23 protein-coding genes are annotated in these 24,371 nt (G+C 43.0%); all 23 read left to right on the forward strand.

Translation table 11 applies throughout. The features are described from left to right. The first annotated feature begins 127 nt into the window (after positions 1–127). The 23 genes from V1497_RS07740 to V1497_RS07850 all read left to right on the forward strand — a co-directional run bounded on the left by V1497_RS07740 (position 128) and on the right by V1497_RS07850 (position 24,371). Complete coding sequence (locus tag V1497_RS07740) at positions 128–1,042, forward strand: 2-dehydropantoate 2-reductase (protein ID WP_349410402.1); 915 nt, start codon at positions 128–130, stop codon at positions 1,040–1,042. Continuing rightward, the gene (locus V1497_RS07745) at positions 1,035–1,418 is read left to right on the forward strand and encodes a DUF3397 domain-containing protein (RefSeq protein ID WP_349410403.1); all 384 of its coding nucleotides are present in this window, start codon (positions 1,035–1,037) and stop codon (positions 1,416–1,418) included. Before V1497_RS07740 ends, V1497_RS07745 begins: the two co-directional genes overlap by 8 nt. 86 nt (positions 1,419–1,504) lie before the next feature. After that, positions 1,505–3,127, forward strand: a complete 1,623-nt coding sequence (gene bshC, locus V1497_RS07750; RefSeq protein WP_349410404.1) for a bacillithiol biosynthesis cysteine-adding enzyme BshC — start codon at positions 1,505–1,507, stop codon at positions 3,125–3,127. A 287-nt stretch (positions 3,128–3,414) separates the two neighbouring features. Next, entirely contained in the window at positions 3,415–3,846 is a 432-nt protein-coding gene (gene mraZ, locus V1497_RS07755) for a division/cell wall cluster transcriptional repressor MraZ (RefSeq protein WP_349410405.1), read from the forward strand. A 44-nt stretch (positions 3,847–3,890) separates the two neighbouring features. After that, positions 3,891–4,820 (forward strand): 16S rRNA (cytosine(1402)-N(4))-methyltransferase RsmH, encoded by a 930-nt coding sequence (gene rsmH / locus V1497_RS07760; RefSeq protein ID WP_349410406.1) that lies wholly within the window; start codon positions 3,891–3,893, stop codon positions 4,818–4,820. Positions 4,821–4,835: 15 nt separating this feature from the next. Further along, entirely contained in the window at positions 4,836–5,198 is a 363-nt protein-coding gene (gene ftsL, locus V1497_RS07765) for a cell division protein FtsL (RefSeq protein ID WP_349410407.1), read from the forward strand. A gap of 17 nt (positions 5,199–5,215) precedes the next feature. Then, positions 5,216–7,405: a penicillin-binding protein gene (locus V1497_RS07770; protein ID WP_349410408.1), complete on the forward strand. Its 2,190-nt coding sequence runs from the start codon at positions 5,216–5,218 to the stop codon at positions 7,403–7,405. 68 nt (positions 7,406–7,473) lie between these two features. After that, complete coding sequence (locus V1497_RS07775) at positions 7,474–9,405, forward strand: stage V sporulation protein D (RefSeq protein ID WP_349410409.1); 1,932 nt, start codon at positions 7,474–7,476, stop codon at positions 9,403–9,405. Positions 9,406–9,567: 162 nt separating this feature from the next. Next, complete coding sequence (locus tag V1497_RS07780) at positions 9,568–11,040, forward strand: UDP-N-acetylmuramoyl-L-alanyl-D-glutamate--2,6-diaminopimelate ligase (protein WP_349410410.1); 1,473 nt, start codon at positions 9,568–9,570, stop codon at positions 11,038–11,040. Positions 11,041–11,097: 57 nt separating this feature from the next. Next, positions 11,098–12,069: a phospho-N-acetylmuramoyl-pentapeptide-transferase gene (mraY, locus tag V1497_RS07785; protein ID WP_349410411.1), complete on the forward strand. Its 972-nt coding sequence runs from the start codon at positions 11,098–11,100 to the stop codon at positions 12,067–12,069. A 1-nt stretch (position 12,070) separates the two neighbouring features. Beyond that, complete coding sequence (gene murD / locus V1497_RS07790; RefSeq protein WP_349410412.1) at positions 12,071–13,423, forward strand: UDP-N-acetylmuramoyl-L-alanine--D-glutamate ligase; 1,353 nt, start codon at positions 12,071–12,073, stop codon at positions 13,421–13,423. Positions 13,424–13,558: 135 nt separating this feature from the next. Next, positions 13,559–14,659: a stage V sporulation protein E gene (gene spoVE / locus V1497_RS07795; RefSeq protein ID WP_349410413.1), complete on the forward strand. Its 1,101-nt coding sequence runs from the start codon at positions 13,559–13,561 to the stop codon at positions 14,657–14,659. A 244-nt stretch (positions 14,660–14,903) separates the two neighbouring features. Continuing rightward, the gene (gene murB / locus V1497_RS07800) at positions 14,904–15,806 is read left to right on the forward strand and encodes a UDP-N-acetylmuramate dehydrogenase (RefSeq protein WP_349410414.1); all 903 of its coding nucleotides are present in this window, start codon (positions 14,904–14,906) and stop codon (positions 15,804–15,806) included. A gap of 197 nt (positions 15,807–16,003) precedes the next feature. Continuing rightward, positions 16,004–16,786, forward strand: a complete 783-nt coding sequence (locus V1497_RS07805; protein WP_349410415.1) for a cell division protein FtsQ/DivIB — start codon at positions 16,004–16,006, stop codon at positions 16,784–16,786. Then, positions 16,776–17,471 (forward strand): DUF881 domain-containing protein, encoded by a 696-nt coding sequence (locus V1497_RS07810; RefSeq protein WP_349410416.1) that lies wholly within the window; start codon positions 16,776–16,778, stop codon positions 17,469–17,471. The genes V1497_RS07805 and V1497_RS07810 overlap by 11 nt, the downstream gene beginning before the upstream one ends. 9 nt (positions 17,472–17,480) lie before the next feature. Then, positions 17,481–18,182, forward strand: coding sequence for a DUF881 domain-containing protein (locus V1497_RS07815; protein WP_349410417.1), 702 nt, complete (start codon positions 17,481–17,483; stop codon positions 18,180–18,182). Position 18,183: 1 nt separating this feature from the next. After that, the gene (locus V1497_RS07820) at positions 18,184–18,543 is read left to right on the forward strand and encodes a small basic family protein (RefSeq protein WP_349410418.1); all 360 of its coding nucleotides are present in this window, start codon (positions 18,184–18,186) and stop codon (positions 18,541–18,543) included. A gap of 179 nt (positions 18,544–18,722) precedes the next feature. Then, positions 18,723–20,003: a cell division protein FtsA gene (ftsA, locus tag V1497_RS07825; RefSeq protein ID WP_349410419.1), complete on the forward strand. Its 1,281-nt coding sequence runs from the start codon at positions 18,723–18,725 to the stop codon at positions 20,001–20,003. A 40-nt stretch (positions 20,004–20,043) separates the two neighbouring features. After that, on the forward strand, positions 20,044–21,198 hold the full coding sequence (ftsZ, locus tag V1497_RS07830) for a cell division protein FtsZ (protein WP_349410420.1): 1,155 nt from the start codon (positions 20,044–20,046) through the stop codon (positions 21,196–21,198). A gap of 209 nt (positions 21,199–21,407) precedes the next feature. After that, a complete protein-coding gene (gene spoIIGA, locus V1497_RS07835) occupies positions 21,408–22,331 on the forward strand; it encodes a sigma-E processing peptidase SpoIIGA (RefSeq protein ID WP_349410421.1) in 924 nt (307 codons plus the stop codon). A gap of 29 nt (positions 22,332–22,360) precedes the next feature. Continuing rightward, positions 22,361–23,080 carry an RNA polymerase sporulation sigma factor SigE gene (sigE, locus tag V1497_RS07840; protein ID WP_349410422.1) on the forward strand — a complete coding sequence of 240 codons (720 nt, stop codon included), beginning with the start codon at positions 22,361–22,363 and terminating at the stop codon, positions 23,078–23,080. 94 nt (positions 23,081–23,174) lie between these two features. Further along, positions 23,175–23,957, forward strand: coding sequence for an RNA polymerase sporulation sigma factor SigG (gene sigG, locus V1497_RS07845; RefSeq protein ID WP_349410423.1), 783 nt, complete (start codon positions 23,175–23,177; stop codon positions 23,955–23,957). Positions 23,958–24,083: 126 nt separating this feature from the next. Then, on the forward strand, positions 24,084–24,371 hold the full coding sequence (locus V1497_RS07850) for a YlmC/YmxH family sporulation protein (protein WP_349410424.1): 288 nt from the start codon (positions 24,084–24,086) through the stop codon (positions 24,369–24,371).

Below are 24,371 nucleotides of genomic sequence, written 5' to 3' on the forward strand. Positions count from 1 at the left end.
AAGACCGGCCGTAGTAGGTCGGTCTTTTTTTCTTATTGACACTAGTAGCTCTTAAAAAACAGTGATTTATAGGAAATTATGGTACGATGATAATAATGAAAATATAGGTAGAAAGTGGGGGATTTGTATGAAAATTGGGATTGTTGGTGGTGGCTCTGTCGGCCTGTTGTTTGCATCCTATCTATTGAAAGATGGTCACGAAGTTGTCGTGTATGTGAGAAGAAAAGAACAACAGAGACTCCTTGAAAAAAATGGACTTGACCTCCATACCCCGAATGGCACCTTTACAACATACCCCGTAGTCCAAGTGTTGGAGGATGCCGCCCCTTCTCAGCATGATCTGCTCATTTTAGCGGTGAAATCGTATCAAATCGATAATTTGATATCCGTCATTCATCAAAAATTCGAAAAAGCGAAAACGATTCTTTTCATACAAAATGGAATGTACCATCTACGAAGGTTAGACGAGTTCACTCGACATTCCATTTTCTTAGGGGTCGTTGAACATGGCACAATGAAAGAGTCGGATCATGCAATCCACCATACAGGAATCGGAAGAACGAAAATTGCACCATACATAGACGGGCATACGGGAGGAGTTGACTGGAATCGGCTCTCAACACCCGACTTTGAATTTATAAAGAACGATGATTGGTACGATATGCTGAGCCGGAAGCTGCATATCAATTCGGTAATCAATCCATTGACGGCTATATTAGGAGTCCGGAATGGTCAATTGCTGGAAAATGGTCACTGGTGCGATTTGATGAAAAGGCTAAGTAGAGAAAGTTGTCGTGTATTGAAAATACCGGAACAAGAAGGATGGAAGGATTTATTGGCTGTTTGCAAGAATACTTCAATAAATAAATCTTCCATGCTGAGGGACCTGGAGATGAAAAGAAGGACAGAATTGGAAGCCATTAATGGATTCTTACTGGAAATGGCGGAGCAGCAGCAAATGAGTATTCCAAATCATTTCTTTGTGTACCAACTTGTCAAAGGCATGGAGGGGGAAATGGAAAGAGGGGAATGGGATGGTTGATGTCTTTTTAGGATCGCTTGCAACATTCGTTACCTTACCGATCCTTGCCTGGGTGTTTGTCTATTGGGTGGCAAAGGGGATCACCCGCAAGAAGAAAACGTCCTTTTTGTTAGCGACGGATGTAACGACTTTTTTTCTGATTTGCTCTGTATTGGTGATCATGTATACGATTTGGAGCAAGAGTTTCATTTGGCCGTTGATCATTTTTTTGATAACGGTCATCATCAGTATTACTTTCGTCTATTGGAAACAAGATAAAGACGTGGGTATCTTTCGAATTCTTAAGACATCATGGCGGTTCAATTTCTTGTTATTTTCTTCAGGTTATTTGTTTCTTTGTGTATATGGCCTGATCAATCGAGTATTAGAGATCTGACGAAGCAAAATTGTTTCGTATCGTTGATCGGATTTGCTATACTCATAATCGCGAAGTGTCGGTGTGAAGTAGAAAGGAAGAACGTAATGAATGTGCTCGATTTACCTTTGAAAAAGAAAGACGACCTATACGCTGCATACCTATCTGGCGATTCAAGAGTATCCGGCTTATTCGATTATGACCCCTATGATGCAGGGAGTTATATTGATCGATGGAAAGAATTGAAGGAACGGAGCTTTCCAAGGGAAGAATTGTATAAACATCTATCCTCATATCACAAAAAGCTGCCCACATCCGAGAAGACGTGGATGAATATTGAAAAATTGAAAGATCCAGATTCTACGGTTGTCGTTACGGGCCAACAAGCAGGGTTGATGACAGGACCGCTCTATACCGTACATAAATGTTTATCAGCCCTGCTCTTTGCTGAACAACAGGAAAAGAGGATCGGATCACCAGTCATACCTATTTTTTGGGTAGCGGGTGAGGATCACGATTTTGATGAGGTGAATCACATCCATGTGTTCGAGGAGGGAGAAATCCGGAAGAAAAAGTTCTCAATGAATGAAGGGAAGCGCTCTGTATCGTATATTCCGCTTCCTAAGCCGAAATTATATGAATGGGTGGACGAAATCATTCATGCATTCGGTGAAACCGAACATACCCAGGAACTCCAAAAATCGTTAAGGACTGCAATTCAAGAAACGGAAACGTGGACAGAGTTCTTCTCTTATTTAATGGCTGGATTATTCAAAGAGTTAGGGATTGTCATGCTTGATGCCAATCATCCTGAGGTCAGACGGATTGAATCCTCATTTTTTGCAGAAATGATCAAAGATAATGATGCATTGGATGATGCGTTTAAATCAGGTGAAAGAAATCTTGTATCCCATGGATACTCTTCTCCAGTTGAATCAGAAGATGGTAATTCGCATCTTTTCATTGATGAGCAAGACACTCGAGTGCTTTTGTTCAGAGATGGAGAAAGACATTTCAGAGGAAAGAATAATGAATGTCTTTATACGATGAAGGAACTGACCGACCTTGCAATCCATCATCCGGACCGTTTGAGCAATAATGTCATTTCAAGACCTTTGATGCAGGAGAAGCTTCTTCCTACACTTGCTTTCGTTGCAGGTCCCGGAGAGATTGCCTATTGGAGCATGCTGAAGCCTGTTTTCCATTTACATTCCGTTAAAATGCCACCTGTTCTGCCAAGGCTTTCGATTTTGCTCATAGACCGGGTCACTCAGAAGCTGTTACGTGATAAAGATATTGATGTGGAGCAAGTACTGGATGCCAAAATTCCAGTTGAAAAAGAACAGTGGTTGACTCAACAGGATGACCCGGATATCGATTCTGAGTTCCTCCATACTGTGGAAGCTTTCCAACGGGAGCATGATCGTTTGAAGAATACAGCCAAAACCATCGACAAAGGTTTGGAGCCTCTAGCGGAAAAGAACTGGAGGATCATTGAAGGTCAACTCCAATTCTTGAAGGAGCGGATGAAGCGTTCCATTTATGAAAAATATGAAACGGAATTACGGAAATTCGATTACATTGAAAGCCATCTTATGCCTAAAAATCAACCACAAGAAAGAGTATTAAATGTGTACGAATTCATCAATCAATATGGGGAACAATTCATTACCGAGCTGGCATCGAATGAATTCAGCTGGAACGGTAAGCCTAAAGCGATTTTCCTTTGATTTTATGGCAACGTTCGCATCTGGACCTCGTATTTTGTAAATGGAATGCTGCGTTGTCTCGGGAATCAACAAAAAATGGATGGGACAAGTGGTGAACCGTTAGGGATTGTCCTTCTTGATGTCGTTTTATAGACCGCCAATGGTGTAATAAAATAGCGATGAAAAGTTACTGAAATCCTGCTGACGACAGCAGGATTTCTTTTTGTCTGAACGAATAATAAAACAAGTGGTGTAAAGTGGGGAGTTGTGGTAGACTTAGGGATGAAAGTGGGGAGGGGGATCCGTCTATGTTCATGGGAGAGCATTTACATACCATTGACGATAAGGGAAGAATGATCATCCCCTCGAAATTCCGTGAAAACTTAGGATCCACTTTCGTCCTTACGAGAGGATTAGACCAATGTGTTTTTGGTTACCCTCTTGAGGAATGGAAAATGCTTGAAGAAAAGTTGAAGGCACTCCCATTCACAAAAAAAGATGCACGTGCGTTTACCCGTTTCTTCTTTTCAGGTGCTGCAGAATGTCAACTTGACAAGCAAGGTCGTGTAAACATCGCATCCACACTACGACAATATGCAAAGTTGGAAAAAGACTGTGTCGTCATTGGCGTAAGTAACCGGATTGAAATATGGAATAAAGAAATCTGGGAAGACTACTTCGCTCAATCCGAAGACTCGTTTGGAGAAATTGCTGAGAGCCTTATGGATTTCGACCTTTAGTCATGGAAGTCATGTTGTTGGAACAAAGAAATTGAGGGACCGTTATGTTTGAGCATGAGACAGTTTTAAAGCAAGAGTCAATTGAAGGACTACAGATCAAGGAAGATGGCATTTACGTGGATTGTACAATGGGTGGAGCAGGTCACACCGAAGAGATTGCCAAGAGACTAACGACCGGACATGTTTATGCATTTGATCAAGACATGAAAGCAATCGAACATGCTTATGAACGATTAGCTCCATTCGAAGGTAAGTTCAGTATCATCAAGTCGAATTTCAGACACTTGAAGAAAGAACTCATTGAAAAAGGGATAAGTGGTGTTGACGGGATTTTGTTTGACCTGGGTGTTTCTTCTCCACAATTGGACGAAGCGGATCGAGGATTCAGTTATCACCAAGATGCACCATTGGATATGAGGATGGATCAGACAAGTGAACTGACTGCCTATCACATCGTGAATGAATGGTCCTATGAACAGATTGTCTCAATTCTATTCAAATATGGAGAAGAGAAATTCGCAAAATCGATCGCACGAAAAATTGAAGCCTATCGGGAACGGAAGGCAATAGAAACGACTGGGGAACTGGTCGATATTATTAAAGAATCCATACCTGCAAGAGCACGTCGTAAAGGTGGTCATCCAGCTAAGCGAACGTTCCAAGCGATCAGGATTGCTGTAAACGACGAGCTTAATGCGTTTGAAGAAGCGTTGCGGGATGGAATGGAAATGCTCAATTCTGGAGGAAGAATCTGTGTCATCACCTTCCACTCTCTTGAAGATCGTATTTGCAAAAGGATCTTTAAAGAAGAAAGTAGTGGGCCAGAGCTACCGCCAGGAATGCCCGCCGTTCCAGATGAATACCAGCCGAATATGACATTGATCACACGAAAACCAATCACCCCGGGTACAGGGGAGCAAGAGAATAATAGAAGAGCTCGTTCATCTAAGCTGAGAATTGCAGAAAAACGCTAGAAAGGGGAGAGGGGTTTGAGTAATCTTGCCCATCAAGTACAGAGAAAAACAAGTATACAAGAGCAACAACAAACAAAGCCCCAAGTAGCCAAGCGCACGCTGGCCAGGTTTACGAAAGGGGAAAAAGTTCTTTGGTCCATTGCTGGAATCATGTTCATCGCCGTATCCATCCTTGTGATATCAAACTATGCTGAAATCTATACGATAAACAAGGAGATCCAGGTGACAGAATACCAGATTGAGCAACAATCAGAAAAAGTGAATGACCTTGCCCTGCAAAAATCTGAATTAAGCGAACCATTACGAATCATGAACTATGCAGAAGAAAAGCTCGGCATGTCGATCAATGAGAAAAATGTGGAAATCGTCAATAACTGATTGGTGTGGTGGTTCGAATGATAGAAAAAAAGAATGCCAATATTAATAAAGGAGCAGTGATTTTATCTTTGATATTTGTCCTGCTCTTTTTCTTATTGATTGGTCGCTATTTTTATTTAGGGTGGACAGGTAAAGCAGAGGGACAGGATTTGAAGGTATGGGCTGAAGCCAAGTGGACAAGCTCAGACCAATTGGATGCCAAGAGAGGTACGATCTATGACCGGAATGGGAAGGCGATTGCCGAGGATATCAATTCTTATACTGTCATTGCGATCTTGGATGAAGACGCTGAGCATGTGGAGGATCCACGTGAAGCTGCTTCGAAATTAGCCCCGATTCTGGAAATGTCTGAATCGAGGCTGACTGATCTCATGAGCCGGGAAGCGTATCAAGTAGAGCTAGGTCCTGGAGGGAAGGAAATCAGCCATTCGAAAATGGAACAAATTAAAAATCTTGATATAGAAGGGATCACATTCAGAGCTGAAACGAAACGATACTATCAGAATCAAGATTTCGCCTCCCATATCCTTGGGTTCACTTCAGTTGATGAAGAAGGAAATCGCAAAGGCGTCATGGGTCTCGAAAAAGCGTTGGATGAGTATTTGCGTGAAGAAGACGGAATGCTGAAGTATCAGCGTGATCGTGAAGGCTACAAGCTTCCGGATCCGAAGGAAGTGATCAAGGAACCGAAGCATGGTGCTAGAGTTTACTTGACGATTGATGAAAAGATCCAATTGTTCCTTGAAAACGCGATGAATAAAGTGGATGAAGAATACAAACCGCACAGGATGATCGGGATTGTAGCAGACCCGAAAACCGGTCAGATTTTAGCGATGTCCAATAGACCGAGCTTCAACCCGAACATCCGTGATATCACGAATTATACGAATTATGCGATTGGTTCAGCATTTGAGCCCGGTTCAACGATGAAAGTCTTCACTCTGGCTGCAGCTATTGAAGAAGGTGTCTATAACGGTGGAGCTTTTTATGAATCCGGTAAATACAAAACGAAAGCCCATACGTATCACGACCATAATGGAGGAAAAGGCTGGGGAACGATCACATACGATGAAGGTGTCCGTCAGTCATCAAACGTCGCATTTGCAAAGATAGCAAAGGAACAGCTCGGATTTGAAAGGTTATATGAGTACTTGACCGAGCGATGGGAATTTGATGAGAGGACAGGCATCAATATTCCTGGGGAAACGGCATCGAAAATTCAATACAAATACCAATCGAATAAGATCACGACAGCTTTCGGACAAGGAAGTGCTATTACACCGATACAACAAATCCAGGCTGCAACGGCCATTGCGAATGGTGGAAAGATGATGAAGCCTTTTGTCATCGATAAGATCGTCGATGAGAATAACGGAGAAACCCTCAAGGACTATGAGCCTGAAGTCGTCGGGAATCCCGTTTCATCCGACACTGCCAAGCAGGTAAGGGATGTGTTGCGTACCGTCGTGACAGACGGTACAGGTAAGGTTTATGATATCGGCGGTTATGAAGTTGCTGGAAAGACGGGAACTGCTCAGAAGTACAAAAATGGTGAGATTCTCAAAGGCTGGAATGAACATATCTTTTCTTTTCTCGGGATGGCCCCGGCAGATGATCCTCGTCTGCTTGTCTATGTAGCGATCGACGAACCGAACCTCGATCGTTATGAACTTGGATCCCAGCCGGTATCCAAGGTGTTCAATCCGGTGATGAAAAGCAGCCTGCAATACTTGAACATTACGCCGGAAGAACATAACTCGACGGATAAGGAAGCAAAGGGGACAGAAATCGGCGATCTGATTGGCGAATCTTCAATTTCTGTAAAGAAGAAGCTTGAAGAGGAAGGGCTTGAAGTCCATGTGTTTGGAGAAGGGGACAAAATCATCAATCAAGCCCCATTCGCCGGCACAACTCTATTGAAGGGTGAGAAGGTCTTTCTCAAAACGGATGGAAAAATTAAGATGCCTGATTTGAAAGGGATGTCCCGCTCAGAAGTGTTACGTCTGGCGAATGCGTTGGAAATGAAAACACCTGAATTCACTGGTCGTGGGTATGTCACCCTGCAAAGCATCACAAAAGGATCCGTTGTAAAGGAAGGTGCAGCACTTGTCGTTGAGTTGAAGTCCCTGCAAGAAATCAAGAAAGCAAAAGAAGCCAAAAAGGATACTGAAAAAGCAACAGACAAGAAAGAGAAGAAGAACGACTGATCTGTTCTAGCTGTCTCTGTACAAGCATATATTTGAAAACGAGCTGAACTGCCGAGGAGGTTTGTCTAGTGCGTGTTTCAAATGTAACTGTACGGAGACGGCTTATTTTTGTGTTTGTAGCTGGTCTTCTCTTCCTATTGGTCATCATCGGTCGGTTAGGTTACGTCCAATTCGTGAAAGGTGATTGGCTTACCGGTCTAGCATTGGATTCATGGAGCCGGAACGTCCCATTCGAGCCCAAAAGGGGAGAAATTCTTGACCGGAATGGCGAGCCGATTGCGATGAACATCAGTGCGCCTACCGTTTTTGTTGTCCCTAAACAAGTGAAGGACCCAACTAGTACCGCTAGAAAGCTGGCAGCCTCTCTAAACCTGAGTGAAACTGAGGTCTACAAGACGATCACCCAGAGAAAGTCGATCGTCAATGTTAAAGGGGCAAAGAAAATCAGTAATGAAAAAGCGAATGAAATCCGAGCATATGACTTACCTGGAGTTTTTATCGGAGAAGACAGCAAAAGGCATTATCCTGAAGGGAATTTCTTAGCTCATGTTCTCGGCTTCGTCGGAATCGATAATCAAGGTTTGACCGGGCTTGAGCTTCAATATGATGAATATTTGAAGGGTCAGAAGGGACATGTATCGTTCTATACGGATGTACGTGGAAATCGGATGCCTTCCCTTTCTGATGAGTATCAGCCACCGACGGATGGATTGAATTTGAAATTGACGATTGATAAGAAAGTCCAATCGATCATCGAACGAGAGCTGGATATAGCAGAGGCGACGTATGCCCCTGATGGTGTCGTAGCCATTGCGATGGATCCGAACACGGGCGAAATACTCGGTATGTCAAGCAGACCAGATTACAACCCGGAAAATTTCCGTGAAGTCCCTCAAGAAATCTATAATCGGAACAAACCAGTCTGGAGCACGTATGAGCCAGGATCAACCTTCAAAATCATCACCCTTGCTGCAGCCCTGGAAGAAGGAAAAGTAGATTTGGAACGGGATCGCATCCATGATCCAGGTTCAATCGAAGTAGCAGGAAGGAAGCTGAGATGCTGGAAAAGAGGAGGACATGGTTCTGAAACCTATCTCGAGGTCGTCCAAAACTCCTGTAACCCCGGCTTTGTGGTGCTTGGTCAGCGCCTAGGCAAAGAGAAGCTGTTTTCATATATCAAGAATTTCGGATTCGGGCAAAAAACCGGAATCGATCTCCAGGGTGAGAGTACTGGGATCTTGTTCAATCTGGAAAGAGTAGGACCTCTTGAGCTCGCTACAACCGCTTTTGGTCAAGGGGTTTCTGTCACGCCGATTCAGCAGGTTGCAGCGGTTGCAGCGGCTGTGAATGGCGGACGTCTCTACACGCCTTATGTTGCCAAGGAATGGTTGGACCCTGATACGGGCGAATCGGTCAAGAGGATGTCGCCAGTCATGAAACGCCAGGTGATCTCCGAAGAAACGTCAAAGAAAGTACGGGAAGCTTTAGAGAGCGTTGTTGCTCAAGGGACTGGTAAAGGGGCATTTGTAGATGGCTATCGTGTAGGTGGGAAGACAGGTACCGCACAGAAGGCTGTGAATGGTCAGTATTTGAAGGATAACCACATTGTCTCCTTCATTGGTTTCGCACCAGCGGATGACCCTCAAATCGTTGTTTATATTGCCGTTGATAACCCTAAAGGGACCCTGCAATTCGGTGGAATTGTCGCAGCCCCGATTGTGGGGAATATCATAGAGGATAGCTTAGCAGCAATGGGTGTACCGAAAAGGAAAAATCAAATCGAAAAAGAGTTGACCTGGCTTGATCAGCCATTGATTACGATTCCGGATCTAAAAGGGAAAACAAGACAGGATATCCATAAAGCATTTTACGATTTTAAGATTGAAGCCGTCGGAACAGGGGATACTGTTATCGACCAAGCCCCTTTACCTGGTCAAAAGATGACGGCGGGTTCATTAATTCGGCTCTATATGGGTGACAAATCATCCGGAGAAGATTAAAATATAGGCTATAGTAGTCTGCGAAACATTGCAGTGTCTGACAGTCCGTCCCCTATTCACCTCTGCTATCCGATGGTCGGAGGTTAGACGAGGGATTGTCCGGCACTTTCTTTTGCATTTTAGGTTTGAATTAGGATTCTGATAAAGGATGGTTTTCGTTACATGAAGAAATTAAGCGCATTACTGGATTGGCTGAAGGTCTATCAACTGGAAAATGAAGCGGATCCAATGGTCACTGGAATTGAAATGGATTCAAGGAAAGTCGAGGAAGGGCACCTTTTCGTTTGTATTGAAGGTGAAAATTTCGATGGACATGACTATATCGACCAAGTGGTCGAAAAAGGAGCATCCGTCATTGTTGCAAATCGTATGGTGAATACGACTCTACCTGTAATACTTGTACGGGACACCCGACATACGATGGCTGTGCTTGCGGATGTCTTTTACGGACAGCCCACGCATGATCTGCAGCTTGTCGGTGTTACCGGAACAAATGGAAAGACAACGGTCACCCATATTATCGACAAGATGTATCAGGATCAAGGAAAACGTACCGGGGTCATCGGAACGATTGAAATGCGGATTAACAACAAGAAATATCCTGTTACAAATACCACTCCAGAAGCACCGTTCTTGCAGAAGGCCTTTGCAACAATGGTAGACGAAGAAGTGGATGGTGCCTTGATGGAGGTATCCTCCCATGCACTTGAGATGGGAAGAGTCAGGGGGTGCGACTTTAACATCGCTGTGTTCACGAACCTGTCACAGGATCATCTGGATTATCATGAAACGATGGAACAATATTTACAAGCGAAAAGTCTTCTGTTTTCGCAACTTGGTAATACATATGATAATAAGAATCAGAAGCTGGCAGTACTGAATGCGGATGACCCTGCATCAACTAAGCTAACTAGACTGACTTCTGCTCAAATCATGACGTATGGGATTGAGAATACTAGTGATGTTATGGCAAAGAACATCTCCATAACTGGTAAAGGGACGACTTTTTCCCTTGTGACGTTAGAGGGATGTTATGACGTCGAGATGAAGTTGATTGGAAAATTCAGCGTTTATAATGTTCTGGCCGCTGTTACAGCTGGAATTGGCGCAGGACTTGATGAACAAAAAATGATCGAGTCTGTCGAACAACTAGAGGGTGTTCCGGGAAGATTCGAGGTTATTGACGAAGGACAACCATTTACAGTCATAGTCGATTATGCCCACACTCCAGATAGTCTTGAAAATGTGTTAACGACGATTAATGAATTTGCAGAAGGGGATACACATTGTATCGTCGGTTGTGGTGGAAACCGCGATCGGACGAAAAGGCCTCTTATGGCGAAAATTGCAGAAAAGTATTCCGATCATGCCATCTTCACATCTGATAATCCACGGAACGAACCACCTGAAGCTATCCTTGCCGACATGGAAGCTGGTGTCGAGGGTGGCTCGTACACATCAATCGTAGACCGGAAGGAAGCGATTGAAACGGCTGTCCGGAACGCTGGCCCGAAAGATATCATCCTGATTGCAGGAAAAGGGCATGAAACCTATCAAACGATTGGAAATCAGACGTTTGAATTCGATGATCGTCAAGTCGCTAGAGAGGCGATCAGAAAACATCTCAATTCATAATTCAAGATGTTGTTATTATTGTAGTAACTTATTTTGCACTAGGAGGGGTCAAAAGATATGGAAACGGGTTTAATCGTTACCCTTCTCGCTTCATTTATTGTAGCTGTCGTTCTTTCGCCGATATTCATACCTTTCTTGAAACGCTTGAAATTCGGCCAAAGCATACGTGAAGAAGGGCCAAAATCACATCAAAAAAAATCAGGGACACCGACGATGGGTGGAATTGTCATCATTGTCTCTTTAATTGTATCGACCTTATTGATTTCCTTATATTTCGGGTTGTTCACAATCGAAATCATGATTTTGCTTTTCGTCACACTTGGGTATGGAATTATCGGGTTCATTGATGATTTCATAAAAGTTGTGATGAAACGGAATTTAGGATTGACGTCTAAGCAGAAGCTGCTTGGTCAATTGATTATTGCTATCATTTTTTACTTTGGTATGAAACAAGCTGGGATATCCACTGCATTATCTATACCTGGTACAGACTTATCCTTCGAGCTTGGATGGTTTTATGTGGTCTTGATCATCGTCATGCTGGTCGGTGCTTCCAATGCAGTGAACCTGACCGATGGGCTGGACGGATTACTAGCTGGAACCGCAGCCATCGCATTCGGGGCTTTTGCTGTCATTGCTTCAAGTAAATTAGACCTTGGTATCGCCTTGTTCTGTTTGGCAGTGGTCGGCTCCTTATTAGGATTCTTAGTCTTCAATGCCCATCCCGCTAAGGTGTTCATGGGGGATACAGGCTCATTGGCACTCGGGGGTGCTATCGCTGCAGTCGCCATCTTGACGAAAACGGAATTATTGCTCGTCCTCATTGGAGGAATCTTCGTGATGGAAACATTGTCTGTCATGATTCAGGTCGTATCGTTTAAAACGACTGGAAAAAGAATTTTCAAAATGAGCCCGTTACATCATCATTATGAACTAAGTGGATGGAGCGAATGGCGCATCGTCGTAACATTCTGGGCAGTTGGTCTGCTGCTTGCGAGTTTGGGAATCTATATCGAGGTGTTGATCTAAATTGAACCGAAAAGAGGAATTGCGTCATAAAAAGGTGCTGGTGGTCGGCCTTGCAAAAAGCGGATTTGCAGCAGCCAAATTGTTGAATAAACATGGAGCTCAAGTGATCGTCAATGATCGAAAGGACCTGGATGATAATCCAGAAGCGAAAGAACTGATTGAACTTGGCATGGAAGTCCACTGTGGGGGGCACCCTCTCCATCTGGTGGACAACTCTCTGGATTTTATCGTAAAGAATCCAGGGATCCCATATGAAAATGTTCTGATTGAAGAAGCGGTCCTTAAGGGCATTCCGGTATATACAGAGGTGGAGCTCGCTTCCTATCTGACGGATGCTGACATTGTCGGAATCACCGGATCGAATGGGAAGACGACCACAACCACGTTGGTTGGGAAGATGCTTGAAGGAGGTCCAAAAGAACCTGTTGTTGCCGGCAATATCGGGACGGTCTTATGCGAGGTGGCGGATCAAACGACGTCAAATGATGTTATTGTCGCTGAGCTTTCAAGTTTTCAATTGCTTGGAATAGAGGCATTTCATCCGAAAGTGGCGGTACTTTTGAATTTATTTGATGCTCATCTTGATTACCATGGAACGAAGGCTGAATATGGAAAAGCCAAAGCCCGACTATTCATGAATCAAACGAGCGAGGACTACTGTGTTTACAATGAAGACGATGATGATGTTAAGGATCTCGTCCAACATGTTAAAAGCATAAAAGTTCCATTCAGTACGAAAAAAACCGTTGAAAACGGAGTCTACATTAAAGAAGATACAGTCATGTTCCGCGATGAACCGATCGTCGGGATTGATGAAATCGTGCTGCCAGGGGAACACAACTTGGAAAATATTTTAGCTGCCATAGCCGCCTCGAAGCTCATTGGTGCATCTAATGAGCAGATCCGGAATGTCCTTAAAACATTCAGCGGGGTGAAGCATCGCCTTCAATACGTAACGACTCATGAAGGGGTCAAGTTCTTTAACGATTCCAAGGCGACGAACATCCTCGCTACCCAAAAGGCGGTCTCTGCATTCAGTGAACCTGTCATTTTGCTTGCAGGTGGTTTGGATCGTGGAAATGAATTTGACGAACTCATCCCTTCGTTATCAGGCGTAAAGACGTTGATTACTTTTGGAGAGACTGCACCGAAATTGATGAAAACAGCTGAACAAGCAGGAATAAACCAAATCAAACATGTTGATAATGTTGAAAAAGCCGTACCTGTAGCAATGGAATATGCTGAAGCTGGTGATGTGGTTTTGTTATCACCGGCATGCGCAAGCTGGGATCAATATCCTTCTTTTGAACAAAGAGGGGACATGTTTATTGAAGCCGTGCATAAACTTAGGTAACAGAGGTTGTTCAAACGCAATCGAGGGTGGAACTGTCTAGCCTGTTATTTTCACGGCGGTCAAACAACATGATTCTGGATACGTGACAGGTACCGCTCATTTCATTGCTAAACCCATGGATTTGAGGTGTCCTGTTTGCCTAAGGCTAAGAAAGCACCAGACTTTGTATTGGTTATCGTAACTATGACGCTGCTTGCGATTGGTATTATCACGGTGTATAGTGCAAGTGCACAATGGGCTGAAATTAAGTTCGACGATTCCTTTTTCTTTGCCAAGCGTCAATTGTTATTTGCAGGGTTAGGGATTTTCGCTATGTTTTTGATTATGCAGGTGGATTACTGGACTTGGTCTGAGTGGTCGAAGCTGCTTTTATTGGCGTGTTTCATCTTATTGATTGCTGTACTTGTACCTGGTATTGGAATGGTCAGAGGTGGAGCAAGAAGCTGGATCGGTGTCGGTGCATTTTCGATCCAGCCTTCCGAATTCACCAAACTTGCAATGATTGCATTCATGGCTAGATATCTTTCCTTGAATCAGAAGAAGATCACCTCATTCAAGAAAGGGCTTGTTCCTTCTCTTGGTGTTGTCATGTTGGCATTCGGGATGATCATGCTCCAGCCAGATCTCGGAACGGGTGCAGTACTCGTGGGGACATGTGTTGTCATGATTTATGTGGCGGGTGCAAGGGTCAGTCATTTTATAGGCTTGGGTTTTATCGGATTAATCGGTTTCGTCGCATTGATTATATCAGCTCCATATCGGATGAAACGGATCACCTCATTTCTTGATCCGTGGAGCGATCCTCTTGGAAGTGGCTTTCAGATCATCCAGTCACTCTATGCAATTGGTCCGGGAGGCCTTCTAGGGTTGGGACTTGGACAGAGTAGACAGAAATTCGGTTACCTTCCAGAGCCTCAAACGGATTTCATTTTCGCGATACTTGCAGAAGAACTTGGCTTCATCGGCGGTTCTCTCGTTTTGTTGTTATTCGGTTTGTTGCTTTGGAGAGGGATAAGGATTGCGCTCGGCGCTCCAGATTTGTTCGGAAGTCTGTTATCCATCGGGATCATCGGTATGATTGCCATCCAGGTCATGATCAACATTGGCGTTGTTACGGGTTTGATGCCAGTCACAGGGATCACACTTCCGTTTTTGAGTTATGGTGGATCGTCATTGACCTTGATGTTGATGGCTTTGGGTGTTCTCTTGAACATAAGCCGTTATGCCCGGTATTGATTGTAGACATTTCACCTTGATTCAATTAGACTTAAGGTGTGAGAAGGGTCTGAAGAGACCTGTATGTGAAATTCGGCTTGGCTGCTGCCAAGTTTATTTTTTTGCCCCCGTATCAACCAGTGGGGTATGTTAATACCAGCTGGCTATAGCTGGATCGTATTTATTTTACTGAAAATAACATGTTTAGCTATGGACATGGAAGGTGCATAGAATATTATAGAGTAGATAAGGTGGTGTCACTAAAGTGAAAGAATTGATTCATCAACTTGAAAATGCAAATGTAGGCAAGGTATCAGAGAATGAGCCTTTAGCAAAACATACAACGTTAAAGATCGGCGGTCCTGCAGATATTCTGGTGGAACCGGATTCGATTGATGATTTAAAGACCGTCATCTCAATCGTGAAAGAGAATGATGTGAAGTGGACCGCAATTGGTCGCGGTTCGAATCTTCTCGTATCGGATAACGGAATTGAAGGGGTGGTCATCAAACTCGGAAAAGGACTGGACCATCTCGAAGAAAATGAAAGCGAAATCCGCGTAGGTGGCGGGTACTCGCTTGTGAAATTATCAACGATTATGAGTCGAAAAGGAATGGCTGGTCTCGAGTTTGCAAGTGGAATTCCGGGATCCGTCGGTGGCGCTGTATACATGAATGCAGGAGCACATGGATCGGATATGTCGAATATTCTCAAGAAAGCCCATATCTTATTTGATGATGGGACAATGGAATGGCTGTCTTGTGATGAGATGGCATTTTCATATCGTACTTCCATCCTGCAGAGTAAGCCGGGTATCGTTCTTGAAGCAGTTCTTCAACTTCAAGAAGGGAATCGTGATGAGATTACTGCTGTCATGCAAAAGAACAAGGATTACCGAAAAGAGACACAGCCTTGGAATCACCCATGCTGCGGCAGTGTTTTCCGAAACCCACTGCCGAATTACGCCGGACAGCTAATTGAAAGCTCAGGATTGAAAGGGAAGACGATCGGCGGAGCACAGATTTCTGACATGCATGCCAATTTCATCGTGAATATCGGAGATGCTAAAGCACAGGATGTACTTGATTTGATCGACCTTGTCAAAGCGACAATTAAAGAAAAACACAACATCAATATGGAAACAGAAGTGGAAATGATCGGGCGGTGATATCCAGCTGAAGATGGGCAAATAAAAAAGGAAAAAGGATGCACAAAGTTGGATTAAAGTTCCATTTTATTATGCTATAATACATCTAAATCGTTGTGTTCATGAAGATGTTAGAGTGGACATGGTAATGTATGAACGGCATAGAAACGTTATGCCGTTTTCACTCTTTCTTGTCCTCGATAAATGGAGGAACGCCTATGGAAAACAAAAAAATTACAACTCTAGAAGATCGTATTCCGAAATTGAAGGAGCAGCGGAAGCAAAAGGCCAACCGCAGAATGATCTTTTATGTTTCCTTTTTCTTTCTCCTTATCCTTGTCATCGTTTATTTCCAGTCACCGTTGAGCCATGTGAAATGGATTGAGATCAAGGGGAACGAGGTCATTGCTGAGGAAAAGATCCGCTCACAAATCGATGTGACCACGGAAACGAGCTATTGGTCCGTCGAGCCTGAAGCTGTCGAAGCAGATATTGAGAAACTTGTCCAAGTTCAATCTGTACAAGTCGATAAGGTGTTCCCTAACAAAATCGTCATCAAAATCTCCGAATTCGATAAGGTTGCTTTCCTTGAAAAAGACGGGGCCTATTTTCCATTGCTCCAAAACGGTAAATCACTACCGAAGATATCAGCATCGACTGTGCCGACAAACGCACCGATTCTCGTCCGATGGGGAAAAGAAGAATTGATCGAGTCGATGGCCAATGAGTTGAACCTGTTATCAGAAAGCATTCGTATTCGTATATCCGAAATTCATCATGTACCTCAAGAAAATGATGAAAAACAGATTGTCCTCTACATGAATGATGGCTACGAAGTTCATTCAAGGATTGAAAATTTTGCTGAATATATGGAATACTACCCTTCTATCATTGATAAGCTTGATGGAAACAGGGAAGGAATCATATATATATCGGATTCACCACGATTTGAGCCTTTTGAACAGGAGGAAGGGAAGGGAAAAGCAAAGAATGAAAATTAGAGGGAAATATGTAATCTACTCACTTGTTTTACTCGTTACCGGTTTCATGATTTCCTTTTCCTATCACTATGCTGAACAAGAAAGAAAACATCCTACGAATGATCAGTGGAAGCGGGAGAACCAATTACGCTCATCCATTTTATCCATACAAAAAGAGAATCGATCGCTTCAGAAAGATCTTGAAAAAGCTCAGTCGATTGTTTCAAAGATGGAAGAGAAACTTGCCAATCAAGAAAAGAAGTCTTTCAATCTGGTGGAAGAAGTGAAAAAAATGCGGAAGGTTGTGGGACAAGTCCCTGTAAAAGGTCAAGGAATCGTCGTATCCCTTGAAGATCGTTCTTACATACCTGCAACTGAAAACCCGAATGATTACATCGTTCATGAAGAACATATCCGTATGGTGATACATGAACTTTATGTTACAGGGGCAGAGGCCGTTGCCATCAATGGGCAAAGGATTTCTCACACCTCTTATATCAATTGCGTCGGACCTGTGGTCAATGTAGACGGCATTAAGCATCCTGCCCCTTTTGTCATCTCTGCAATCGGCGATCCGGATATACTATGGAATTCTCTCAATCTCTCAGGTAATATCACTGATCAATTGGTGGATGATGGAATAGAGGTTCGTATGGAAAAGGAAGTAAACATTGAACTACCTCCATTCATCGCCCGGGAAGGATGACCACCAACTATGCGTAGACCACTCATACTCACAATAACGACAATCATTCTCGGTTTTATGCTCGCTGTCCAATTTCAGACAACCAGGGAACCGATCGTGAGAGATACGAGAGATATTTGGGAATTGAGGCAAGACCTTGAATATCAAAAGAAGCTCCAACAGGAACTTTACAATGAAATTGCGAAGTATGAACAATTGATTGACGAGTATTCGAAAGAAAACGCTGAATCTCAGGTGAAAGCGTTGGAAAAAACGTTGGAAGAGTTGAAAAAAGATGCGGGTTTAACGAAGGTTAGCGGTCATGGAATCATTCTGACAATCGAACCATTATTAAACGATGAAAATTTAGCAGGTAATGAAGTTCCACGTTTACAGCCTGAACTGCTTCGTCGTTTGTTGAATGAGGTGAACACCTATGGTGCGGATGAGATAGCGATTGATGGAAAGCGAATCATCAATACGTCTCCTATTCGTGAAGTAAATGGTAAAACGTATGTCAATGATGAACCGCTATCTCCTTTCCCAATCGAAATCAAAATCCTCTCCAAAGATTCCAACCGGTTACATACTGAGATGGTTACTTCTCAATCAGGAGAAGAGTTTGCACGTGAAAACCTATTGTTGACATCTGAGTTGGTGGATAATGTGACTGTTCCGCCATATCAGGATCAAATTCGGGTGAAATACATGGAAGAGAAGGGGGATTCTTGATATGTGGTTACCTGTTGTAGGATTATTGATTGGCCTCCTTCTTGGATTCATGTCAGACTTGCGTATTCCAGATGAATATTCAAGCTACTTATCCATTGCAGTTCTCGCTGCATTAGATACTTTGTTCGGAGGGATCCGTGCCCAATTGCAAAAAACCTTCGATGACAAAGTATTTGTAACAGGGTTCTTTTTTAATATTTTGCTTGCAGCAGGTTTAGCTTTTCTAGGTGTCCATCTTGGTGTAGACTTGTATTTAGCTGCCATTTTTGCATTCGGTGTAAGGCTTTTCAACAATATTGCAGTCATTCGACGATTGATCCTTTCAAAGAGTACGAAAGTGGATGGAGCAGAGAGAAATTAACGCAAAAAACTTGTAAAAAATAAAGGGAATGCTTGTTTGATGTTGAATACATTCCTTAAATACGGTTTTAAAGGGCAATAAGGCTTAAAACCTGCATAATTTCGTTGGAATTATGAGTGAAATAATGGACAATGTAATCATTCAAGTAAGAGTCGATAAATTAAGGGAGGTGCCAAAGAATGAACAGCAGCGAAGTTTTAATTAGCTTAGACATCGGTACATCCAATATTAAAGTGATAATCGGAGAAATGTCTGATGAGTCCTTTAATGTCATTGGAGTAGGAAACGAGAAATCAGAAGGTATCAAAAAAGGTTCGATCGTTGATATTGATGAAACTGTTCGTTCAATAAAAAAAGCTGTTGAACAAGCCGAAAGAATGGTAGGAGTCAAAGTGAATTCCGTCATTGTAGGAATTACCGGAAATCATGTCCAACTCCAGCCTTGTCACGGTGTTGTTGCCGTATCAAGTGAAGATCGTGAAATTCGTGATGAAGATATAACAAGAGTAATAGATGCTGCTCAGGTCATGTCCATACCTCCAGAGAGGGAAATCATCGATGTCATTCCAAGAGAGTTTGTCGTTGATGGACTTGGTGAAATCAACGATCCGAGAGGAATGATCGGGGTAAGACTTGAAATGGAAGGTATCTTGATTACTGGATCGAAGACGATTTTACATAATATTCTTAGGTGCGTAGAACGAGCCGGGCTTGAAGTAGCAGATATTTGTCTGCAGCCCCTGGCGGCTGGAACCGTCGCTTTGAACAAAGATGAACGTAATCTAGGTGTGGCCTTAGTCGATATGGGAGCAGGTTCTACCACGTTGACAGTATTTGACCAGGGCTCCATTCAATTTACGAAAGTGCTTCCAATCGGGGGAGACTTTGTTACTAAAGATATTTCAATTGGTCTTAGAACGACCACAGAAGATGCTGAACGTGTTAAAGTTAAACATGGACATGCATTCATCGACAATGCATCAGATGAAGAGACGTTTGAAGTTGCTCGTATTGGGTCTTCGAACGAACAACAATTCTCTCAGTATGAGCTAGCTCATATCATCGAGCCAAGGATGGAGGAGATTTTCGGCTTAGTCTTAGAAGAGCTCCATCGTAATGGATACCAGGAACTGGCCGGTGGATTCGTGCTCACGGGAGGCGTCGTTGCAATGCCAGGTGTACTGGAATTGGCAAGGGACGTCCTTAACCAGAATGTGAGGATTTCGATGCCAGATTATATTGGTGTTCGTGAAGCTCAATATACGACTGGCGTAGGATTGATACAATTCACCTACAAAAATGTCAAAGTGCAAGGTAAGGAAGTCGCAGCTTCCATTGCAGAAGATCATGTAGAAGAACAACCAGCTAAAAAACGAAGAAATACGGATCAGAGGGTAGAAAAAGAGAAACCAGGTGTAAAGAATAAAATGAAAGAATGGTTCGGAACATTCTTCGAATAAGCCCTCATGAGAGAAAACCAGTAGATTAGGAGGATCGCAAATGCTAGAGTTTGATATGAATATGGATGGCCTCGCAAAGATTAAAGTGATCGGTGTCGGCGGTGGAGGTAGTAATGCTGTCAATCGAATGATTGAAAACAATGTACAAGGTGTCGAATTCATCGCCGTCAATACAGATGCACAAGCTCTCAACCTCTCAAAGGCTGAGGTTAAGATGCAAATTGGGTCGAAATTGACAAGAGGATTAGGTGCTGGAGCAAACCCTGATATCGGTAAGAAAGCAGCCGAAGAGAGCAAAGAACAGATTGAAGAAGCTCTTGAAGGTGCTGATATGGTATTTGTCACTGCTGGAATGGGCGGCGGTACAGGTACAGGAGCTGCACCAGTCATTGCTGAAATTGCAAAGGAAATCGGTGCATTGACCGTCGGTGTCGTAACACGTCCATTTACTTTCGAAGGAAGAAAGCGCTCTACACATGCAGTGGGCGGGATTGAAACCTTGAAGGAAAAAGTCGACACGTTGATTGTCATCCCGAATGATCGTCTATTAGAGATTGTTGATAAGAATACACCTATGCTGGAAGCCTTCCGTGAAGCGGATAACGTTCTTCGCCAAGGTGTACAAGGCATTTCGGACTTGATCGCTGTTCCAGGATTGATCAACCTCGATTTCGCTGATGTGAAAACGATCATGACATCAAAAGGTTCAGCACTGATGGGAATCGGTGTTGCTGCTGGAGAAAACAGAGCTACGGATGCCGCGAAGAAAGCCATTTCCAGTCCTTTACTTGAAACATCCATTGATGGTGCCAAAGGCGTGTTGATGAACATCACGGGTGGATCCAATCTGAGCCTTTATGAAGTGAATGAGGCTGCAGATATCGTATCCTCTGCATCTGATGAGGATGTGAATATGATCTTCGGTTCCGTCATCAATGAAGACTTGAAGGATGAGATCCTCGTTACGGTCATTGCAACTGGATTTGATGAGGTCCAAGGACAAAGCAAACCTCAACAACAACGACCGAAGTCAAACGTGAATAATCAGCAGAGCCAACCCTCTGCACAAAAGCCTCGTGAAGAACAGCCAAGACAGCAAGAGAGCCAACGATCATCCAATTCGTCTCCTCAGACGGATATCAATGATACGCTCGACATCCCGGCATTCCTCAGAAACAGGAACCGCCGTCGATAAACACAAGAAGTTTAGAGCTGACACAAGTTATGTGTCAGCTTTTTTTATTGATCATTGATTCGTGAGATTCATTCTCCCTTTCTATCCACCGACAAAACCCCTCTCCTTTTTGCAAAATTAATGGGTCGTACACCCTATAAACCGACAGACAATCATAAATGCCTTACGCTATACTGAATGCAACGTTCCACTATAGAAAGGAGCAGCCAATGACGATATACTTGGATGTCATTTGGTTTCTTAATTTCTGTATCGATTTTTTATTATTATGGTTGACTGCAGTCATATTGAAAAGGCATATAACGCTCGGAAAACTATTTACTGGTGCATTCGTAGGTTCTTTATATGTATTGTTTCTATTTATGAATACTGACCTCGTCTATCATCCCGTCGTTAAATTCATCTATTCTGTCATCATCATTTTCATAACATTCGGTTATAAGCGTTTCACTTATTTTGTAAAAGGTCTATTCATGTTTTACTTTTCAACGTTCATTACAGGAGGTGGAATATTAGGTGCGCACTATTTCCTTCAAACAGAGGCGCAATTCACTGACAATGTATTGACAACCCGCTCTACCGGAATGGGAGACCCAATAAGCTGGTTGTTTGTCGTCCTTATGATTCCTTTTATGATTTATTTTACGAAGCGTAGAATCGGTGATGTTGTTGTACGCAAGCTCAAGTATGATCAAGTTTTGAAATTCGAATTGAAAATCGGTTCGATTACATTGCACGGGCATGGCCTATTGGACAGTGGAAATCAATTACATGATCCGATATCAAAATCACCTGTATTAATATTGGACGTGGCTGAATTTAGAGATCAACTTCCAGAAGAAGTCGTCAAGCATACAGATTATATGGATGCAATCGGCCAAATGGATAATGATACAAATCCATGGATGGACCGGATGCGAATCATCCCTTATCGTGCCGTCGGCAGCTCCAATCAATTCCTCATGGGTGTTAAAGCGGATCAAATTCAAATTTGGGAGCAAGGGATAAAGTATGAGACCAGCAATGTCATTGTCGGTCTTTCCTTCACAAATATTTCAGGGGAAGGGGAATATCAAGCAATTCTTCATCCGAAAATGCTTGCTGATTCTACTGTGACATCTTCGGCCTCATAAGAAAATCCAAAAACAGAGGAGGATATGGAATGACGAAGCTAAAACTTCGATTGACATTAATATGGTATAAGCTTTTGATCAAACTGGGTGTGAAGACAGAAGAGATCTATTACATAGGCGGAAACGAGGCTCTGCCTTCCCCCTTATCAAAAGACGAGGAAGCCTTGCTTCTGAAGAAATTGCCTAAAGGGGATAAAGCAGCCAGAGCGGTCTTGATTGAGCGGAATTTAAGGCTTGTCGTTTATATCGCACGTAAATTCGAAAATACGGGGATCAACATTGAGGACCTCATCAGTATCGGTACAATCGGACTGATTAAAGCGGTGAATACATTTAATCCAGAAAAGAAAATTAAGCTTGCAACCTATGCTTCACGCTGTATCGAGAATGAAATCCTGATGTATCTGAGACGCAATAATAAGACCCGTTCTGAGGTATCCTTCGACGAGCCTTTGAATGTGGATTGGGACGGGAATGAGCTTTTATTGTCAGATGTACTAGGTACTGAAGAAGATATCATTACGAGAGACATCGAAGCGAGTGTCGATCGGAAATTGCTCGTCAAAGCCCTTTATTCCTTATCACCAAGGGAAAAGCAAATCATGGAACTGAGATTCGGTCTTGCTGGTGGAGAGGAGAAAACCCAAAAGGATGTTGCAGATTTATTAGGGATTTCCCAATCTTATATTTCAAGGCTTGAAAAGCGGATCATTAAACGATTGCAGAAAGAATTCAACAAGATGATGTAACACGATTACGAAGACAATTTCAAAGCTTGTGCATAAAAATCCCTCCTGCGGAGATACTTAGTTTTGACAGTTACTCCCAATTGGAGGGGAAGATATGACACGAAATAAAGTTGAAATTTGTGGTGTGGATACATCTAAGCTTCCAGTTTTGAAGAACACAGAAATGCGGATTTTGTTCAAAGAAATGCAAAATGGTGATTTGTCAGCAAGAGAAAAATTAGTCAATGGAAACTTAAGATTAGTATTGAGTGTCATCCAACGATTCAATAATCGTGGAGAATATGTCGATGACCTGTTCCAAGTCGGATGTATCGGACTTATGAAATCGATTGACAACTTCGATCTAGGTCAGAACGTCAAATTTTCCACTTATGCAGTCCCGATGATCATCGGAGAAATCAGACGCTATTTAAGGGATAATAATCCGATCCGAGTGTCACGCTCATTAAGGGATATCGCTTACAAAGCGCTGCAAGTACGCGATAAGATTGTCAGTAAGGAGTCCAGAGAGCCGAACCCGACTGAAATTGCTCGCGAATTGGATGTGACGAAAGAAGAGGTCGTTTTCGCACTGGATGCGATCCAGGACCCCGTCTCTTTGTTTGAACCGATTTACAATGATGGGGGAGAGCCGATCTACGTCATGGATCAGATCAGCGATGATAAACAGAAGGATTATCAATGGATTGAAGAAATCGCATTACGAGAAGCGATGACACGACTAAACCAACGGGAGAAGATGATTCTTACTATGCGGTTTTTCCAGGGGAAAACCCAGATGGAAGTTGCAGAAGAGATCGGTATTTCTCAAGCACAAGTATCACGATTGGAAAAAGCGGCAATCAATCAAATGAACAAGAGCATTCAAAGCAGTTAAATAGGTGAATCGGCGCTGATCCATGAGGGTCAGTGCTTTTTTTGTTCATTTTAAATGAATTTCTCATATATTTTAGAGAGGAGCCTTGTATAACCTAGCACGTAATTTGAAAGGCGGGAGTAAACGGTGATAAAAATATCCGAATTTCAGGTAAAAGATGTTGTCAATGTTTCCAATGGTAGAAAATTGGGCCATATCGCGGACCTTGAGATCAATCTTGGATCAGGAAAAATTGAAGCGATCGTCATTCCAGGAGCCGGCCGTATGATGGGATTCATGCGAAAGGAAAATGATATTATCATCCCCTGGAGAGATATCGTGAAAATCGGCAAAGACGTAATCTTGGTCAGATTTGAAGATCAAGCGGAAAACCAACTGTCACCTCAAGGGTTCCATAATTCTACGAAAAATTAA

This window comes from Pseudalkalibacillus sp. SCS-8 (genome assembly GCF_040126055.1).
Classification (GTDB): Bacteria; Bacillota; Bacilli; order Bacillales; family Fictibacillaceae; genus Pseudalkalibacillus; species Pseudalkalibacillus nanhaiensis.

Excerpts from the sequence above, each read along its gene's own strand:
- sigE (WP_349410422.1), top strand. The coding sequence starts at position 22,361 with ATGACGAAGCTAAAACTTCGATTGACATTAATATGGTATAAGCTTTTG.
- V1497_RS07810 (WP_349410416.1), top strand. The coding sequence starts at position 16,776 with ATGAAAATTAGAGGGAAATATGTAATCTACTCACTTGTTTTACTCGTT.
- bshC (WP_349410404.1), top strand. The coding sequence starts at position 1,505 with ATGAATGTGCTCGATTTACCTTTGAAAAAGAAAGACGACCTATACGCT.
- V1497_RS07820 (WP_349410418.1), top strand. The coding sequence starts at position 18,184 with ATGTGGTTACCTGTTGTAGGATTATTGATTGGCCTCCTTCTTGGATTC.
- ftsA (WP_349410419.1), top strand. The coding sequence starts at position 18,723 with ATGAACAGCAGCGAAGTTTTAATTAGCTTAGACATCGGTACATCCAAT.
- sigG (WP_349410423.1), top strand. The coding sequence starts at position 23,175 with ATGACACGAAATAAAGTTGAAATTTGTGGTGTGGATACATCTAAGCTT.
- V1497_RS07770 (WP_349410408.1), top strand. The coding sequence starts at position 5,216 with ATGATAGAAAAAAAGAATGCCAATATTAATAAAGGAGCAGTGATTTTA.
- V1497_RS07815 (WP_349410417.1), top strand. The coding sequence starts at position 17,481 with ATGCGTAGACCACTCATACTCACAATAACGACAATCATTCTCGGTTTT.
- V1497_RS07780 (WP_349410410.1), top strand. The coding sequence starts at position 9,568 with ATGAAGAAATTAAGCGCATTACTGGATTGGCTGAAGGTCTATCAACTG.
- spoIIGA (WP_349410421.1), top strand. The coding sequence starts at position 21,408 with ATGACGATATACTTGGATGTCATTTGGTTTCTTAATTTCTGTATCGAT.
- V1497_RS07740 (WP_349410402.1), top strand. The coding sequence starts at position 128 with ATGAAAATTGGGATTGTTGGTGGTGGCTCTGTCGGCCTGTTGTTTGCA.
- mraZ (WP_349410405.1), top strand. The coding sequence starts at position 3,415 with ATGTTCATGGGAGAGCATTTACATACCATTGACGATAAGGGAAGAATG.
- mraY (WP_349410411.1), top strand. The coding sequence starts at position 11,098 with ATGGAAACGGGTTTAATCGTTACCCTTCTCGCTTCATTTATTGTAGCT.
- V1497_RS07745 (WP_349410403.1), top strand. The coding sequence starts at position 1,035 with ATGGTTGATGTCTTTTTAGGATCGCTTGCAACATTCGTTACCTTACCG.
- ftsZ (WP_349410420.1), top strand. The coding sequence starts at position 20,044 with ATGCTAGAGTTTGATATGAATATGGATGGCCTCGCAAAGATTAAAGTG.
- rsmH (WP_349410406.1), top strand. The coding sequence starts at position 3,891 with ATGTTTGAGCATGAGACAGTTTTAAAGCAAGAGTCAATTGAAGGACTA.
- V1497_RS07805 (WP_349410415.1), top strand. The coding sequence starts at position 16,004 with ATGGAAAACAAAAAAATTACAACTCTAGAAGATCGTATTCCGAAATTG.